We start from the raw sequence: 15,661 nt of genomic DNA, 5'->3' as shown, positions 1-15,661 counted from the left end.
GTGCCGACCGACCCACTCGTCAGACGGGCACGAACGCGCACCGGGTGACGAGCTCGTCCATGGAGAGGCCGAGGACCCCGGCGAGGGCCGCGACGGTGAAGAAGGCCGGGGTCGGGGCACGGCCGGTCTCGATCTTGCGGAGGGTCTCGGCGGAGAGTCCGGCGGCCGCGGCGATCTCCACCATGGACCGCTCTCCGCGCGATTCGCGCAGGAGGCGGCCGAGGCGCTCGCCGCGCTCGCGCTCTTCGGGGGTCAGGGGTGTGCGCACCATGCCGCCATTCTAATACCGGTATAGTAATTGGCATGGTGGAGATCAAGACGAACGAGAACCTGGCCGCGATGCGCGAGGCGGGGCGGGTCGTGGCCCGCGCCCTCGCGGCCGTACGGGAGAAGGCCGCGCCCGGGGTGGCGCTGACCGAGCTGGACCGTGCGGCGCGGGAGGTCCTGGCCGACGCGGGGGCCGGCTCACCCTTCCTCGACTACCACCCGGAGTGGGCGCCGGTGCCGTTCCCGGCGGTCGTGTGCGTCTCCGTGAACGACGCGATCGTGCACGGCATCCCGGACGGGACCGTGCTCGCCCCGGGCGACCTGGTCTCCGCGGACTGCGGGGCGCTGCTGGGCGGCTGGGCCGGCGACTCGGCCGTCAGCTTCACGGTGGGCCCGGCACGCCCCGAGGACGCCCGGCTCATCGCCGCGGCGGAGGAGGCCCTGGAGGCGGGCATCGCCGCCGCCGTCGTCGGCAACCGCATCGGGGACATCGCGCATGCGATCGGCCGGGTCTGCCGGGCCGCCGGGTACGGCGTCCCGGACGGCTTCGGCGGCCACGGGATCGGCCGCACGATGCACGAGGACCCGGGCGTCCCCAACGAGGGACGACCGGGCCGGGGCATGAAGCTGCGCCACGGGATGGTCCTCGCGATCGAGCCGATGCTCATCGGCGGCGGCACGGACGACCACTACACGGCGGGCGACGGCTGGACGATCCGCACCCTCGACGGCTCGCGCGCGTCGCACGCCGAGCACACGGTGGCGATCACGGACGACGGCCCGCGCATCCTGACCGCGCCGTAGGCGGCCCCGGCCCCACGCGCGCGACCGGGACCCGCGCCTCCGGCCGGGGCCCCACCCCGCCGGTCAGGCCCCGCGGCTCCTCATCGCGCCGGCCGTACGACCATCGCCGAGCCGCCGCCCCTGCGGACCGTCTCCGCCGCGGCCACCCAGCGGCCGTCCGGCAGACGCTGCACGCCCGTCGCCGCGCCGATCTCCGGGTTCTGCCGGAAGCCGTGCCCGATCGCCTCCAGCTCCGCCCTCACCGGGCTGTTCCACAGGGCCGGTTCGAGTTCGGTGGTCGCCTGGTTGCGCTGGCTGGCGCGCGGGGCGGCGATGGCGTCGACGAGCGGCAGCCCCCGGTCGACGACCCCGGTGAGCGTCTGGAGGACCGTCGTGATGATGGTGGCGCCGCCCGGGGAGCCCAGCGCGAGGACGGGCCTGCCGTGCCCGTCGAGGACGATCGTCGGGGAGATCGAGGAGCGCGGCCGCTTGCCGGGGCCGGGCAGGTTCGGGTCGTGGACCGCCGGGTTCGCCGGGGCGAAGGAGAAGTCGGTCAGCTCGTTGTTGAGCAGGAAGCCCCGGCCGGGCACGGTGATGCCGCTGCCGCCGGTGGACTCGATGGTGAGGGTGTAGGCGACGATGTTGCCCCACTTGTCGGCCACCGTGAGGTGCGTGGTGTTCTCGCCCTCGTACGTGGTCGGGGCCGCCGTCCCGCCGCTCGCGCACGGCACCGGGCTGCTCGGGTCGCCGGGCGCGAGGGGGCTGGTCAGGGCGGCGTCGTCACGGATCAGGCAGGCCCGGGAGTCGGCGTACCGCTGGGAGAGCAGTCCGCGCGTGGGCACCTGCTCGAAGGCCGGGTCGCCGACCCAGCGGCCCCGGTCGGCGAAGGCGATGCGGCTGGCCTCGATGTACCGGTGCAGATAGCGGGCCGGCGGGGCGGCGGCGAGGTCGGTGCCCTCCAGGATGTTGAGCGCCTCGCCGACGCTGGTGCCGCCGGAGGACGAGGGGGCCATCCCGTAGACGTCGAGTCCGCGGTACGAGACCTTCGTGGGCGCGCGGAACTCGGTGCGGTACGCGGCGAGGTCACGCTCCGTCAGGTCGCCGGGGCGGACCTTCCGGGTGACGCCCTCGCGGACCGGGGGCGTGCGGACGGTGTCGACGATGTCCCGGGCGAGCGGCCCCCGGTAGAGCGCGCCGACGCCCTCCCGGCCGAGCTTCTCGTACGTACGGGCCAGGTCGGGGTTCTTGAACACGGAGCCGACGACGGGCAGTCGGCCGCCCGGCAGGAACAGTTCGGAGGTGGCGGGGAAGTCGCGGAACCGCGCTTCGTTGCCCGCGGTCTGCGAGCGGAAGGTCTCGTCGACGCTGAATCCCTCGCGGGCGAGCCGCTCGGCGGGTTCCAGGAGGGTCCCGAGCCGCTTGCTGCCCCAGGCGTCGAGGGCGGTCTGCCAGGTCGCCGGGGTGCCGGGGGTGCCGACGCCGAGGCCGCTCGTCATGCCCTCCTCGAAGGGGATGGGCGCGCCGTTCTCCTGGAAGAGGCCGGCGCCGGCCGAGCGGGGCGCGGTCTCGCGCCCGTCGATGGTCCGTACGGTGCGGCTCTTCGCGTCGTAGTAGACGAAGTAGCCGCCGCCTCCGATGCCCGCCGAGTAGGGCTCGGTGACGCCGAGGGCGGCCGCGACGGCGACGGCGGCGTCGACGGCGTTGCCGCCCTTGCGGAGCACCTCGACACCGGCGGCGGAGGCGTCGGCGTCGACACTCGCGACGGCGCCGCCGTACCCGACGGCCACCGGTGTCTTGACCGGTGGCGGCGCCGCGGCCGGCGGGGCCGTGGGCGGGGCGGCGGCACCCATCGAGAGCACCGTCGCCGCGACGGCGAGAACGGAGACCTTGCCAGCGGCGGAGCGACGCATTCCCTACCTCCAGTCAATGACCGTCCGCGCAGCGTAACTTCCTTCCGCCCCTCCCGTCAGGACCGCCTCGAACAAGAGGCCGGTGTCCCGCTAGCATGCGCGCCCATGAACGAAGACGTGCGCAACATCGTGCTCGGGGTGCTGGCGACGGGGGTCAGCGCGTCGTTCGGCTGGCTGAGCCGCACCTACCTCTGGCGGCGCCGGCTCCGCCGCAGGCAGGCGTTCTTCGGACTGCCCTCCGGTTCCGAGTGCCTGCTCGTGGTGAACCGCCTGGCCGGCAACGAGCGCGGCGTGCACGCCACCGACGTCTCGGCGCTGCTGGAGCTGTCGGCGCTGATCAAGGACTGCGGGGCGCGGCCCCGCATCGTGCAGCACGACACGGCCCGTCAGGGACTGGGCGAGATAGCCGAGTTCTGCATCGGCGGCCCCTACTCCAATCGGCGCATGGCGGCCCATCTGCCGAATCTGCTGCCGGGACTCACGATGAACGTCGAGCAGGAGCCGCGCGAGGACCGGGGGCTGATCACCGTGGCGGGCGGGACCTACCGCCCGGAGTGGGGCGTCAGCGAGTACGTCGTCCTCGCACGCCTCACCCGCGGCGAGGGCAGCCGGCCGGTGTTCCTGCTCTGCGGTCAGGCCGCGGTCACCAATCAGGCCGCGGCACGCCATCTGGCCCGCCACCACGAGGAGCTGACCCACACGTACGGGCCGTACGGCTCCTTCGTGCTCCTCCTGAAGGTCGTCAACTCCCAGGCGTACGGCCCCGATGTGGTGGAGCTGGTGGCCGATGTCACCCGCGAGGCGCGGACGGCTCCCGCAGTCGAACCGGCAGCGACTTGATGCCGTTGATGAAGTTGGAGACGAGGCGCCGGGGCGGTCCGGCGAGTTCCACGCCGCCGCAGGCGCGGCGCACCTCCTCGTGGAGGATCCGGAGCTGAAGCCGGGCGAAGTGGGCCCCGAGGCAGACGTGCGGGCCATCGCCGAAGGAGACGTGCGGGTTCGGGTTCCGGCCGAGGTCGAGGCGGTGCGGGTCGGTGAAGACGCGCTCGTCGTGATTGGCGGAGGCGTGGAGGACGACGACCTTGTCGCCGCGCCGGATCGCCTGCCCGGCGAGTTCCGTGTCGTGGGCGGCGGTGCGGCGGAAGGACAGCACGGGCGGGTGGACCCGCAGGAGTTCGTCCACTGCCGTGTCCATGGAGACCTCGCCGTCCCACAACCGCCGCTGTTCGCCGGGGTTTTCGGCGAGCGCGAGGAGTCCGCCGGGGGCGGCGCTGCGGACGGTGTCGTTCCCGGCGACGGTCAGCAGGAAGAAGAACATCTCCAGTTCGGCGTCGGCGAGTTCGGAGGCGGCGAGGACGCTCATGATGTCGTCGGCGGGGTGGGCGCGCTTGTGGACCGCGAGCCGCTGGGCGTAGTCGAACATCTCGGCCAGCATGGCGGGTGAGCGGGGGTTGACCGGTCGGCCCTCGGCGTCGAGGACGGGTGGCTCGTCGGGGTCCTGGTATGCGATGACGCGCTCGGTCCAGGTGTGGAGCAGGTTCCGGTCGCTCGCGGGGACGCCGAGCAGATCGGTCAGGTTGAGCAGGGCGTAGTCGTCGGTGACGGCCCGGACGAGGTCCACCTCTCCCCCGCCGTCGACCGCCGCCGCGAGCAGCTGCCGGGCCCGCGCCCGGGCGGTGGCGCCGAAGCGCTCGATCCGTCCTGGAGTGAAGGCACGACTGACGAGCCGCCTCAACGATCCGTGTTCCGGCGGGTCCTGATTGAGCATCATGCGCCGGATGAAGGGCAGGTCGGCGGGGTCGGGGTCGCGGATCTGGGTGGCGCCGAGGCAGGAGGAGTACGTCCCCGGGTCCTTGAGCACGCGGACGACGTCGGCGTGCCGGGTGACGGCCCAGAAGCCGGGACCGGCGGGCCATCCCAGGATCTCGGGCTCGTCCTGGCGGGCGACGGGGGCGTGGTCGCGGAGCACGCGGAAGCGGTCGTGCGGGATGCCGGCGGCGTAGATCCGCGGATCGAAGACGTCGGGTGCGTCGGCCGTGTTCCCCACCGGCTCTCCCCTCGGAGTGAAGACGTCACCATCATGACAGGTCAGAGCCGTTTTTCGTAGGACGGAACGCACAGTTCGGGAGCCTTGTCCGGGCTGTCCCCCGACTCCCAGAATCTCCCTCGTGCATCACACGGAGAACAGGGGGCACATGGGGAACGAGGAGAGGTTCAGCCGGGACGCGGTGCTGCGGGCGCGGGCCCTGCTGCTCGCTTCGGAGTGGCCGTCGCTGCGGGAGCGGGTCGGGGCGTACCGGGTGCTGGCGGAGGTGAGCCCGCGCGCCTATCTGCCGAAGCTGACGCAGGCGCTGGGCGAGTGGGCCCGGGAGCAGGGGGATCCGGAACACCGGCAGTCGCTGTACGCGGAGGTGGTGGACGTGCTGCGGCGGCTCGGCGCGGAGGTGCCGGACGGAGCGCGGCAGCTGCGGTTCGCCCTGCGCGGCTACGAACACGCGCTGTTCACCGCCGGCCGGCGGGCCGAGGGGCGCGTGGTGTGCGAGGAACTGGCGGAGACCGAGCCGTACGGTCGTTTCGCGGTCGTCCTGGCCGAGGAGGGGCGGCACGCGGAGGCGGCCGAACTGTACGGTCGGCACCTCCGCTCCGACAGCACGGGCGGGACCGACTGGGCCCGGATCGAGTGGGCGGCCGAGCTCGACGCGGCCGGACGGCACGAGGAGGCCCTGCGGGCGTTCGAGCACCTGGTCGAGGACAGCCGGGGAAGGGCGGCGGCGGACCGTGCGCCGCTGGCCTCGCTGGTGTGGAAGCTGAACGAGTACGCCCGGATGCTCCGGGCCGTCGGACGCCCGGCCGAGGAGGCCGCCGCCCGGCGCGAGATCCTGGCCCTGCTCGCCCGTCTCGCACGGGACGGCGAGCCCGTGATCTGGAGCGACATCAGGGGCACCTGGTCCACGCTGTTCGCTCTCTCGGGCCGGGGCGCCGAACCGGCCGCCACTCCCGAGAGCCCGCAGCCGCCGTTCGGGAGCCATCTCCAGCACGGGTGGTCGCCCGACACGCTGGAGGCGTTCTTCGCCTCCGTCGCCGCCCTCGAGGAGGAGGCCGCCGCCCTGCGCGAGTCCGGCGACCCGGCCGGGGCTGCGGTCGCCCACCGCCGCCTCACCCTCCGCCGCGCACTCCACTGGGAGACGACCGGCCGCCGCAGCGAGGAGACGCTGGGCCGGGCCCTCGACGAGGGCGTCACACTGGCCCGGAACCTTCCCGGCGACGACGATGCCGTCGCCCGCGCGCTGACCGACCGCGCGATGTACCTCGTCGCCGCCAAGCGGTACGCGGAGGCGCTGGCCGACTTCACGGAGGCATACGCGGATCTCGCGGGGGCGCACGCCGACGTCACGGAGGCCGACGCCCTCCGGGACCAGGCCGCGCCAATCGTTACCCGCACGTAACTTACCGACCAGTTACCACGGGTAAACCACCCCGGTTACCGTCGGGTCACTTTCACTGCCCCCCACCGCTCCATCCCCGCACCGGCAGTGCCCCAGTGAGGAGTGACCCGTGCGCACATCCCTGGCCCTCGCCGCCTCGGCCGCTCTCGTGGCCGGGGCGGCCCTCGGGCTCGCCCCCACCGCCCAGGCCGGAACGACCACGGCCGACGGCATCCGCTTCGTCGACATCCCCGGAGACGGCGGCACCGTCCTCAAGGCGAACGTCATCACCCCCTCCGGAGCGGGACCGCACCCGCTCATCGTGCTCCCCACCAGCTGGGCCATGCCCCAGATCGAGTACCTCGCCCAGGCCGAGCAGCTCGCCGACTCCGGCTACGTCGTGGTGAGTTACAACTCGCGCGGCTTCTGGCAGTCCGGCGGCGAGATCGAGACGGCCGGCCCCAAGGACATCGCCGACGCCTCCGAGGTGATCGACTGGGCCCTCGCGAACACCCCTGCCGACCCCGCCCACATCGGCATGGCGGGCGTCTCGTACGGCGCCGGGATCAGCCTCCTCGCCGCCGCCCACGACCCCCGGATCAAGGCCGTCGCCGCCCTCAGCGGCTGGGCCGACCTCATCGAGTCCATCTACAGCGGCCGCACCCAGCACGTCCAGGCCGCCGCCCTGCTCGGCGGCGCCGGCCGGCTCACCGGCCGCCCGGGACCCGAACTCCAGGAGATCCTGGGCGACTTCCTCTCCTCGAACCTGGCCAAGGAGGAGGACATGATCGCCTGGGGCCGCAAGCGCTCCGCCGCCGAGCAGATCGACCGGATCAACGCCAACGGCGCCGCGATCATGCTCGGCAACGCCTGGGGCGACACCATCTTCCCACCCAACCAGTACGCGAGCTTCTACGAGAAGCTCACCGGCCCCAAGCGGCTGGAGTTCCGCCCCGGCGACCACGCCACCGCCGAGGCCACCGGCCTGTTCGGGCTGCCCAACGACACCTGGACCAGCGCCCACCGCTGGTTCGACCACTACCTCAAGGGCACCGACAACGGCATCGACCGCGAGCAGCCCGTCCAGCTCAAGTCCCGGTCCACGGGCGCCTACGAGGGCTACCCGGACTGGAAGTCCGTCCACGCGAACCAGCGGAAGTTCGGCCTCGGCGGTACGCAGCGGATCCGGGCGAACCTCGACTCCGGCGCCAACGGCGGCATCACCCTGCTCACCAACGCCCTCGACCAGTTCCTCCGCACCCCGCCCGTCGTCTCCGTCCCGCTGCTCCCCCGCGCCTTCGCCGGCGTCTGGCAGTCCGAGCGGTACGACACCCCGCAGCGGGTGCGCGGCACGGTGACCGTGCACACCACCGTCACCTCCACCGAGGAGAGCGGCACCCTCGTCGCGTACCTCTACGACGTGGGCCCGCTCGGCGTCGGCAAGCTGGTCAGCAACGCCCCGTACACCTTCCACGACCGGACCCCGGGCACGCCGTTCGGCGTCGGCCTGGAGCTGTTCTCCACGGCGTACGACGTACCGGCGGGGCACCGGCTCGCGCTGGTCGTCGACACCGTCGACCCGCTCTACATCGAGCACAACCCGACCGGCGCGCAGCTGACCTTCTCCTCCCCCTCGGCCGACCCGTCGTACGTGTCGGTACCGCTGCGGAAGGAGTGATCACCGGCTGCTGCCGGGCGGGTGCGGCTCTCGCTCGCTACTGCGGTCCCGGCAGCAGCGTCCCCGGTTCGGCCGGAGCGACGTCGACGGCCTTCGTCTTCGGGCTGCGGCGCTCCCTCCTGGCCACCCAGGTGGCGAACCAGGAGAGCAGCATGCACATCCCGATGTAGATCGGCGAGATCACCATCACGACCGGGATGAAGGGCAGGTCGTAGTCCAGGTTGGAGGCGATCAGCTTGCCCGCGTGCAGGAACTCCTCGTAGGTGATGAGGTAGCCGAGCGAGGTGTCCTTGAGGGCCACCACGAGCTGGCTGATGATGGCGGGCAGCATCGCCCGGACGGCCTGCGGCACCAGGACGTAGGTCATGACCTGCGTCTTGCGCATGCCGAGCGCGTACGCCGCCTCGCCCTGGCCGCGTGCGACGGCGTGGATGCCGGTGCGGAAGACCTCGGCGAGCACGGAGCCGTTGTAGAGGGTCAGTCCGGCGACGAGCGCGGGCAGCGGCTGCACCTTGAGCGCCACGAAGATGAAGAAGATCATCACGAGGACGGGCATGGCGCGGAAGAACTCGACCAGCACGGTCGCCACCCAGCGCAGCGCCCGGTGTTCGGAGAGGCGCCCGGTGGCGAGGACCGCGCCGAGGGCGAGGGAGAGCACCGCGGCGTAGGCGAAGGCCTTGAGGGTGTTGCCCAGTCCTCTGAGCAGCAGTTCCTGGATTCCCTCGTAGAGGAAGGGCGACCACTTGGTCGAGGTGAACTGGTCGTTGTCGAAGAGGAGATAGAGGATCCAGCCGGCCAGCGCGAGGATCACCACGGTGGAGGCGAGGCCGTAGAGCAGGTGGCGGCGCCGGGCGTGCGGGCCGGGGATGTCGTAGAGGGCGGTGGACTGGGTCATCGGGCGACTCCCCAGCGCTTCTCCATGACGTGGAAGAGGGCGCTGATGGTGAGGGTGATGATCAGGTAGCCGACGGCGATCCAGACGAAGGTCCAGATGATGTTGTAGCCGAGTTCGCTCAGGGTCTTGTAGGTGCCGAGGAGTTCGGTGACGCTGAACGCCCCCGCGATGGCCGAGTTCTTGGCGAGCGCGATCAGGGTGGAGCCGATCGGCGGGATGACCGTGCGGAAGGCCTGGGGCAGGACGACGGTGCCGAGGGTCTGGGTGAAGTTCATGCCGAGGCTGCGGGCGGCCTCGCCCTGGCCGAGCGGCACGGTGTTGATGCCGGAGCGCAGGACCTCGCAGATGAAGGCCGAGGTGTAGCAGCCGAGCGCGAGGACGGCGAACAGCTCGAAGGGCAGCACGAGTCCGAAGCGGGGCAGTCCCAGCATGACCGCGAAGAACAGCAGGGTCAGCGGGGTGTTGCGCAGGATGGTGACCCAGACGGTGCCGAAGACCCGGAAGGAACCCACCGGGGCGACCCGGAAGGAGGCCATGACGAAGCCCAGGACGAGGGCCAGCGCCGAGGAATAGACGGTGAGTTCGACGGTGCCGAGGAATCCCTTGCCGTAGAGCGAGAAGTTCTGGGTCAGGACGTCCATGAAGTGGGCTCCATGTCGGGCGTTCCTCCGGTCAGTTCGCCGGGTAACGGTCGATGGCGGGCGGCGTCGGGGCCGGGACCCCGGAGAGGCCGAGGGTGGCGTCGTACGCCTTCTTCCAGTCGCCGTTCTTCTCGTGGGCGGCGATGGCGTCGTCGAGCGCGAAGCGCAGCGCGTTGTCCCCGCGCGGGACGCCGATGCCGTACGGCTCCTCGGAGAACGGCTTGCCGACCACCTTGAGTTCGTCGGGGACCTTGGCGGCGTAGCCCATGAGGATCGTGTCGTCGGTGGTCACCGCGTCGACCTGGTAGGTCAGCAGGTTGTCCACGCAGGCCGAGTAGGTGTCGTAGGCGACGAGTTCGGCCTTCGGGTAGTCCTTCTCGATCCGCTGGTACGGGGTCGACCCGGCGGCCGAGCAGACCCGCTTCCCGTCGAGGTCCTGGGGGCCCGTGATGTCGTTCTCGTCGGTGCGGACCAGGAGGGACTGACCGGCCAGGTAGTAGGGCCCGGCGAAGCCGACGAGCTTCTTGCGGTTGTCGTTGATGGTGTAGGTGCCGACGTAGTAGTCGATCTGCCCGTTCTGCAGGGCGGTCTCGCGGTTGGCCGAGGCGATCGTACGGAAGTCGATGCCGGCCGGGTCGAAGCCGAGGGAGGCGGCCATCATCTTGGCGATCTCGATGTCGAAGCCGGAGTACCGGCCGGTGGCCGGGTCCTTCTCGCCCATGTAGGGCTGGTCCTCCTTGGCCCCGACGATCAGCCGGCCGCGCTTCTTCGCCCGGTTCCAGGTGGCGGAGTCGGGCAGGGTGAAGCCCGACTGGACCTGGTAGACGGGGAGTTGGTCGGGCTGCGGGCCCTTGACGGGCGGGCTGCCCTCCCTGCCGCAGCCGCCCAGCGCCGCCGTCACGGCGAGCAGCAGGGCGAGCGCGACCACGGTGCGGTGCGTACGCTGCATGGTTCCCAACCCGCTCAGTGCTTGAGGATCTTGGAGAGGAAGTCCTTGGCGCGCTCACTGCGCGGCGCCGTGAAGAAGTCCTCCGGCGTGCGGTCCTCGACGATCTTCCCGTCGGCCATGAAGACGACCCGGTTGGCGGCGGAGCGGGCGAAGCCCATCTCGTGGGTGACCACCACCATCGTCATGCCCTCCTGGGCGAGTTGCTGCATGACCTCCAGGACCTCGTTGATCATCTCGGGGTCGAGGGCCGAGGTCGGTTCGTCGAAGAGGAGGGCCTTGGGGTCCATGGCGAGGGCGCGGGCGATGGCCACGCGCTGCTGCTGGCCGCCGGAGAGCTGGGCCGGGTACTTGTCGGCGTGGGCGGCGAGGCCGACCCGCTCGAGGAGTTCCCGCGAACGCCGGTCGGCCTCCTCCTTCTTGCGCTTGCGGACCTTGATCTGCGCGAGGGAGACGTTCGCGAGGACGGTCTTGTGCGCGAAGAGGTTGAACGACTGGAAGACCATGCCGACCTCGGCGCGGAGCCGGGCGAGCGCCTTGCCCTCCTCGGGGAGGGGCTGTCCGTCGATGACGATCTCACCGGACTCGACCCTCTCCAGGCGGTTCATCGCCCGGCAGAGGGTGGACTTCCCGGAGCCGGACGGGCCGATGACGACGACCACCTCGCCCCGGCCCACGGTGAGATCGATGGACTGGAGGACGTGCAACGTGCCGTAGTGCTTGTTGACGCCACGCAGTTCGATCAGCGGATCGACGACGGCCATACGCTGCCCTGCCCCATTTCTCAGCGGTGTCGAGTCAGCGCAAACTATCCAGCCGAAAAGGGACTTCAGGTCCGACACACATGAAACAGGAATAAGCCGTATTTACTGCAAAAGGGTGGTGGGGTGCACCCGGAATCAGTATTCGGCGGCCTCCGCGTAGACCTGCGAGAGCTCCGGCGAGCCCGTCATCGCCCAGTCGAGACCGGCCTCCACGACCTGGATCTCACGGCCCGAGGCGAGCCGGACCACCGGGCCGCCGCCCGGCCACACCTGCCAGCGGGCACCCGGCACGTTCCGGACGATCACGGTGCCGAGGTAGAGCCCCGCGTCGTTCCCGACCCAGGGCAGCTCCTCCGCATCGTCCCGCCAGCGGGGCGGCAGCTGGTCGAGCTCCTGGAGCGAGCGCGGGGTGTCGTCGAGCGCCACCCCGGACTGCGCCACACGGGTGCGCAGCAGCTCGCACTCGGCGAGCAGCTCGCCCACTCCCTCGGGGTCGCGGTCGTAGGCCGCGGCCAGCGGGGACTCGGCCGGCTCGGGCTGATGTCGCTTGCGCCAGTTGTCCAGAAACGGGATGTTCATCCGAACAGCGTCGCACCGTCACCTGCCGGTCGACCACCCGGCGCGCGGAGATCGTCTCCGCCGCCGGGCGGCGGTCCGCGCTACACGTCGAGGTCGACGACGACGGGGGCGTGGTCCGAGGCCCCCTTGCCCTTGCGCTCCTCGCGGTCCACATAGCTGTCGGTGACCGCCTCGGCGAAGGGCTTGTTGCCGTAGACCAGGTCGATGCGCATGCCCTTGTTCTTCGGGAAGCAGAGCTGACGGTAGTCCCAGTACGTGAAGGAGTGGTCGTACTTGAGGGGGCGCGGGACCACGTCGGACAGACCGGTCTCGCGGAGGCCGGCGAGCGCGGCGCGCTCCGGCTCGGTCACGTGCGTGGCGCCCTCGAAGACGCCGATGTCCCAGACGTCGTCGTCGGTCGGCGCGATGTTGTAGTCGCCGAGGACCGCGAAGGGGCGCTCGCCGGCCGCGTCCTCCCCGACGGCGGCCTTCAGGGCTTCGAGCCAGCGGAGCTTGTAGGCGTAGTGCTCGTGGGCGACCTCCCGGCCGTTCGGCACGTACACCGACCAGACGCGGACCGGGCCGCAGGTCGCGGAGATCGCCCGGGGCTCCTCGACGCCGTCGTACTCGGGCCCGCCGGGCAGACCGGTGACCACGTCCGCGAGGCCGACGCGGGAGACCAGGGCCACGCCGTTCCACCGGCCCGTGGCGTTCACCACCGACTCGTATCCGAGGGCGCGCAGCTCCTCGGCGGGGAACTGCTCGGCGGTGCACTTGGTCTCCTGGATGCACAGCACGTCCGTGCCGCTGCTCTCCAGCCAGGCGAGCAGCCGGGGCAGCCGGGCGGTGATCGAATTGACGTTCCAGGTGGCGATGCGCATGTGCGCAAGCCTACGTGCGGGCACTGACAATCGGCGTCGGACCCGGCTCCGGGCCGGTCGTCCGGGGTCCTTCGGAGGGTGCTCAGACCTCCGTGGAGGTCCCCGGGGCGAGGCGGTTGTGGTCGGTGCCGCCGAGGGCGCCGATCTGGCGGTCGTAGATCGGCCGGGCCAGGTCGGTCAGCAGCGCGTCGTGGATGTCGTAGGCCCGCCGCGGTCTGACCTCGCGGACGTAGTCGATGACCTCGGAGATCTTGTTCCACGGGGCCATGACGGGGAGCAGCAGCGTGTCGACGGGGTGGTCGGGCACGGTGAGGGCGTCCCCGGGGTGGAAGACGGCGCCGTCGACGAGGAAGCCCACGTTGGTGACGCGGGGGATGTCCGGGTGGATCACGGCGTGCAGTTCGCCGTGCACCTGGACGTCGAACCCGGCCGCCGTGAACGTGTCGCCGTGACCGACGGTGCGCACCCGGCCGGGGAAGGCCGCCGAGAGCTGTTCGGCGACGCTGTGCAGCGTCCAGACCTCGGCGGCCCCGTTCGCTTCGAGGGCCGCGCGCAGCCGGCCCTCGTCGAAGTGGTCGGGGTGCTCGTGCGTGACGAGCAGGACGTCGGCCCCGAGGACCGCGTCCTCCTCGGTGAACACGCCGGGGTCGAGGACGAGCGTCCGCCCGTCCTTCTCCAGCCGCACGCAGGCGTGGGACTTCTTCGTCAGCTTCACACGGCCAGGTTACGCCGGGGGCCTGGTCTCCTCCTCGACGACGCGGGCGACCACGCCGAGCGCGGTCTCGGCGGCGGGGAACCCGCAGTACACGCCCGCGTGGACCACGATCTCGCGCAGTTCCGCGGCCGAGAGGCCGTTGCGGAGGCCGGCGCGGGTGTGGTCGGCGAGGGCCTCCCGATGGCCGCCGGCGATGAGCGCGGTGAGGGTGACGACGCTGCGGGTGCGCCGGTCGAGGCCCTCCCGGTTCCAGACCTCGCCCCAGGCGTACCGGGTGACGAGGTCCTGGAAGGTTCCGTCGGGGTCCCCGGCCAGCGCCTGGTCCACATGGGCGTCGCCGAGGACCTCGCGACGCAGCGCGATCCCCTGGTCGTACGGGTCGGGCCGGCCTCCCTCGGCGGGCTCGGCGGCCGGGACGGGCGCGGGCACGGGTGCGGCCGGCAGCGGCGGCACGGTGAGGACGCCGCTGGTGTCCGGCGCGGTGCCCGCGAAGTGCTCCAGGAGCAGGTCGGTCACGGCGGCGGGCTGCTCGACGGGGGCGAGGTGCGAGGCGCCGGGCACGACGGCGAGCCGGGCGTCGGCGATGCCGGCGACGAGGGTACGGGCCTCGGCGGGCCCGGTGACCTGGTCCTCCGAGCCGACGAGGACCAGTACGGGGACGCCGATCCGGTCCAGGGCCTCACGGACGTCGAAGACGGCGAGGGCCTCGCAGGCGGCGACGTAGCAGGCGGGGTCGGTCGTCCGGACCATCTGCACCGCCCAGTCCACGATGGCGGGCTGCGCACCGGCGAACACGGGGGTGAACCACTGCTCGGGGGCGGTGCGGGCCATCGGCTCCAGGCCGTTGGCCCGGACGACGACGCCGCGCTGGCGGAACTCGTCGGCGCTGCCGAACCGGGGCGAGGTCGCGACCAGGGCGAGGGAGGCGACCCGGTGCGGTGCGCGCAGGGCGAGGTCGAGGCCGACGGCCCCGCCGAGGGAGCAGCCCGCGTACCCGAAGCGCTGGACGCCGAGCGTGTCGAGGGTGGCGAGGAGCCGGTCGCCGAGCTCGGCGACGGAGGTGAAGGGCTCGGCGGGGGCGCCGCCGTGCCCGGGGAGGTCGAACCGGACGACCCGCCAGTCCTTGGTGAGTTCGGGTATCTGCCGGTCCCACATGTGGCGCGTGGTGCCGAGAGAGGGTCCCAGGACCAGGACCGGGGCGTCTTCCGGCCCGTCAGAGCCGTACTGCAGGGTTTCCGTGTTCTTCTCGTTCACCCGCTCACGCTCGCACATCCGGTGCGCCGGCCGGGACGCGGGTGCGGGCCCGCCCCGCGCGGGGCCGGGTGCCGGGGTCGCAGGAGAGGGGTCGCGCACTGGTCGCGAAAGAAAATTCCGGTGGGGGCGAATCCTTTCGGGACCTCCCCGTCTCCTATCCCTGTACCGGCCGAACGGGCCGGCCGAACCGGGAGGAAACACCCATGGTCACCGCCATCGTCGTCATCGCAGTCCTGCTCGTGGGCGCGTGCAGCTGGCACCTGGCGCGCCGCTTCAGGAGCCGCGGCTGACCGCCGGCCGCACACGGGACGCCCTCCGGATATGAGTAACCCATGAACCCACGCTTTCCCTGGCCCGACGAGCGGATCATCAAGGCCGCTCAGGACGGCGACGTCGGCTCGCTCACCGCCGTCGTCATGGAGTCGCAGCCGCACGTGCGCAAGTTCGCCCTGTCCCTGTGCGCCTCGCCGCAGGACGCGGAGGACGCGGCTCAGGAGGCGCTGATCATCCTCTACCGGAAGATCGGGACCCTCCGGGCCACCGGCGCGCTCGCCTCGTGGATGTTCCGCATCGTGCGGAACGAATGCCTCAGGCAGGTGCGGGTGCTCGTGTCGCGGGGCGAGGAGGCGTCGGCCGAACCGGAGGGGAGCGCCGAGCCGTCCGCCGAGGAGGCGGTGCTGCACCGGCTGGAGGCGGAGCGGATCGCGGCCGCGGTCGGCGCCCTTCCCCGTGAGCAGCGGCAGGTCCTGGTCATGCGGGACGTACAGGGCCTGCCCGGCAGGACCGTCGCCCGTGCGCTCGGTCTGAGCACCGCCGCGATGAAGTCGCGGCTGCACAGGGCGCGGGCCGCACTGCGCCACTCGCTGGAGACGGCCGACCGGGCACCCGGCCGGGCATCGGATCCAGCGACCGGATCAACAGTCCGAGGAGAAACGCAACCGTGA

General features: G+C 71.9%; 16 protein-coding genes. 5 read left to right on the top strand and 11 right to left on the bottom strand.

Annotated elements, in window-relative coordinates; genetic code table 11:
- Positions 1-19: 19 nt before the first annotated feature.
- A complete protein-coding gene (locus tag ASD33_RS08730) occupies positions 20-271 on the bottom strand; it encodes a helix-turn-helix transcriptional regulator (protein WP_056556051.1) in 252 nt (83 codons plus the stop codon).
- 32 nt (positions 272-303) lie between these two features.
- Here ASD33_RS08730 and map point away from each other — a divergent pair, with 32 nt between their 5' ends.
- On the top strand, positions 304-1,071 hold the full coding sequence (gene map / locus ASD33_RS08725; RefSeq protein ID WP_056556048.1) for a type I methionyl aminopeptidase: 768 nt from the start codon (positions 304-306) through the stop codon (positions 1,069-1,071).
- 80 nt (positions 1,072-1,151) lie between these two features.
- Here the strand turns inward: map and ggt are convergent, their stop codons facing one another.
- Positions 1,152-2,960, bottom strand: a complete 1,809-nt coding sequence (ggt, locus tag ASD33_RS08720) for a gamma-glutamyltransferase (RefSeq protein ID WP_056556045.1) — start codon at positions 2,958-2,960, stop codon at positions 1,152-1,154.
- Positions 2,961-3,065: 105 nt separating this feature from the next.
- On the opposite strand from ggt, the gene ASD33_RS08715 reads away from it, so the two are divergent.
- Positions 3,066-3,800: a hypothetical protein gene (locus tag ASD33_RS08715; protein WP_056556042.1), complete on the top strand. Its 735-nt coding sequence runs from the start codon at positions 3,066-3,068 to the stop codon at positions 3,798-3,800.
- Here the strand turns inward: ASD33_RS08715 and ASD33_RS08710 are convergent.
- Positions 3,751-5,007 carry a cytochrome P450 gene (locus ASD33_RS08710; RefSeq protein ID WP_056556039.1) on the bottom strand — a complete coding sequence of 419 codons (1,257 nt, stop codon included), beginning with the start codon at positions 5,005-5,007 and terminating at the stop codon, positions 3,751-3,753. The genes ASD33_RS08715 and ASD33_RS08710 overlap by 50 nt on opposite strands.
- A 121-nt stretch (positions 5,008-5,128) precedes the next feature.
- Here ASD33_RS08710 and ASD33_RS36755 point away from each other — a divergent pair, with 121 nt between their 5' ends.
- Together ASD33_RS36755 and ASD33_RS08700 are read left to right on the top strand one after the other, a co-directional pair.
- Entirely contained in the window at positions 5,129-6,406 is a 1,278-nt protein-coding gene (locus ASD33_RS36755) for a hypothetical protein (protein WP_157870013.1), read from the top strand.
- Positions 6,407-6,527: 121 nt separating this feature from the next.
- The gene (locus tag ASD33_RS08700; RefSeq protein WP_242426877.1) at positions 6,528-8,063 is read left to right on the top strand and encodes a CocE/NonD family hydrolase; all 1,536 of its coding nucleotides are present in this window, start codon (positions 6,528-6,530) and stop codon (positions 8,061-8,063) included.
- Between the two features lie 37 nt (positions 8,064-8,100).
- Here ASD33_RS08700 and ASD33_RS08695 read toward each other — a convergent pair whose 3' ends face one another.
- The 8 genes from ASD33_RS08695 to ASD33_RS08660 form a co-directional block, all read right to left on the bottom strand.
- Positions 8,101-8,958 carry an amino acid ABC transporter permease gene (locus tag ASD33_RS08695; protein WP_056556030.1) on the bottom strand — a complete coding sequence of 286 codons (858 nt, stop codon included), beginning with the start codon at positions 8,956-8,958 and terminating at the stop codon, positions 8,101-8,103.
- Positions 8,955-9,599 (bottom strand): amino acid ABC transporter permease, encoded by a 645-nt coding sequence (locus tag ASD33_RS08690; protein WP_056556027.1) that lies wholly within the window; start codon positions 9,597-9,599, stop codon positions 8,955-8,957. Before ASD33_RS08690 ends, ASD33_RS08695 begins: the two co-directional genes overlap by 4 nt.
- A gap of 31 nt (positions 9,600-9,630) precedes the next feature.
- A complete protein-coding gene (locus ASD33_RS08685; protein WP_056556024.1) occupies positions 9,631-10,548 on the bottom strand; it encodes a glutamate ABC transporter substrate-binding protein in 918 nt (305 codons plus the stop codon).
- 14 nt (positions 10,549-10,562) lie between these two features.
- Positions 10,563-11,309: an amino acid ABC transporter ATP-binding protein gene (locus ASD33_RS08680; RefSeq protein WP_056556021.1), complete on the bottom strand. Its 747-nt coding sequence runs from the start codon at positions 11,307-11,309 to the stop codon at positions 10,563-10,565.
- 135 nt (positions 11,310-11,444) lie between these two features.
- Positions 11,445-11,888 (bottom strand): DUF6278 family protein, encoded by a 444-nt coding sequence (locus ASD33_RS08675; protein WP_056556018.1) that lies wholly within the window; start codon positions 11,886-11,888, stop codon positions 11,445-11,447.
- An 80-nt stretch (positions 11,889-11,968) separates the two neighbouring features.
- Positions 11,969-12,748, bottom strand: coding sequence for an exodeoxyribonuclease III (locus tag ASD33_RS08670; protein ID WP_056556015.1), 780 nt, complete (start codon positions 12,746-12,748; stop codon positions 11,969-11,971).
- Between the two features lie 82 nt (positions 12,749-12,830).
- Complete coding sequence (locus ASD33_RS08665; protein WP_056556012.1) at positions 12,831-13,463, bottom strand: MBL fold metallo-hydrolase; 633 nt, start codon at positions 13,461-13,463, stop codon at positions 12,831-12,833.
- A gap of 9 nt (positions 13,464-13,472) precedes the next feature.
- Positions 13,473-14,735, bottom strand: coding sequence for an alpha/beta fold hydrolase (locus tag ASD33_RS08660; protein WP_056556009.1), 1,263 nt, complete (start codon positions 14,733-14,735; stop codon positions 13,473-13,475).
- 314 nt (positions 14,736-15,049) lie between these two features.
- Here ASD33_RS08660 and ASD33_RS08655 point away from each other — a divergent pair, with 314 nt between their 5' ends.
- The gene (locus ASD33_RS08655) at positions 15,050-15,661 is read left to right on the top strand and encodes an RNA polymerase sigma factor (protein ID WP_079044654.1); all 612 of its coding nucleotides are present in this window, start codon (positions 15,050-15,052) and stop codon (positions 15,659-15,661) included.

It is taken from the genome of Streptomyces sp. Root1304, from assembly GCF_001426405.1.
In the GTDB taxonomy this organism is placed as follows: Bacteria; Actinomycetota; Actinomycetes; order Streptomycetales; family Streptomycetaceae; genus Streptomyces.
Note: the sequence above shows the minus strand (reverse complement) of the source record. Positions and strands in the feature narration are given on the sequence as shown.

Excerpts from the sequence above, each read along its gene's own strand:
- ASD33_RS08730 (WP_056556051.1), bottom strand. The coding sequence starts at position 271 with ATGGTGCGCACACCCCTGACCCCCGAAGAGCGCGAGCGCGGCGAGCGC.
- map (WP_056556048.1), top strand. The coding sequence starts at position 304 with ATGGTGGAGATCAAGACGAACGAGAACCTGGCCGCGATGCGCGAGGCG.
- ggt (WP_056556045.1), bottom strand. The coding sequence starts at position 2,960 with ATGCGTCGCTCCGCCGCTGGCAAGGTCTCCGTTCTCGCCGTCGCGGCG.
- ASD33_RS08715 (WP_056556042.1), top strand. The coding sequence starts at position 3,066 with ATGAACGAAGACGTGCGCAACATCGTGCTCGGGGTGCTGGCGACGGGG.
- ASD33_RS08695 (WP_056556030.1), bottom strand. The coding sequence starts at position 8,958 with ATGACCCAGTCCACCGCCCTCTACGACATCCCCGGCCCGCACGCCCGG.
- ASD33_RS08690 (WP_056556027.1), bottom strand. The coding sequence starts at position 9,599 with ATGGACGTCCTGACCCAGAACTTCTCGCTCTACGGCAAGGGATTCCTC.
- ASD33_RS08685 (WP_056556024.1), bottom strand. The coding sequence starts at position 10,548 with ATGCAGCGTACGCACCGCACCGTGGTCGCGCTCGCCCTGCTGCTCGCC.
- ASD33_RS08680 (WP_056556021.1), bottom strand. The coding sequence starts at position 11,309 with ATGGCCGTCGTCGATCCGCTGATCGAACTGCGTGGCGTCAACAAGCAC.
- ASD33_RS08675 (WP_056556018.1), bottom strand. The coding sequence starts at position 11,888 with ATGAACATCCCGTTTCTGGACAACTGGCGCAAGCGACATCAGCCCGAG.
- ASD33_RS08670 (WP_056556015.1), bottom strand. The coding sequence starts at position 12,748 with ATGCGCATCGCCACCTGGAACGTCAATTCGATCACCGCCCGGCTGCCC.
- ASD33_RS08660 (WP_056556009.1), bottom strand. The coding sequence starts at position 14,735 with ATGTGCGAGCGTGAGCGGGTGAACGAGAAGAACACGGAAACCCTGCAG.
- ASD33_RS08655 (WP_079044654.1), top strand. The coding sequence starts at position 15,050 with ATGAACCCACGCTTTCCCTGGCCCGACGAGCGGATCATCAAGGCCGCT.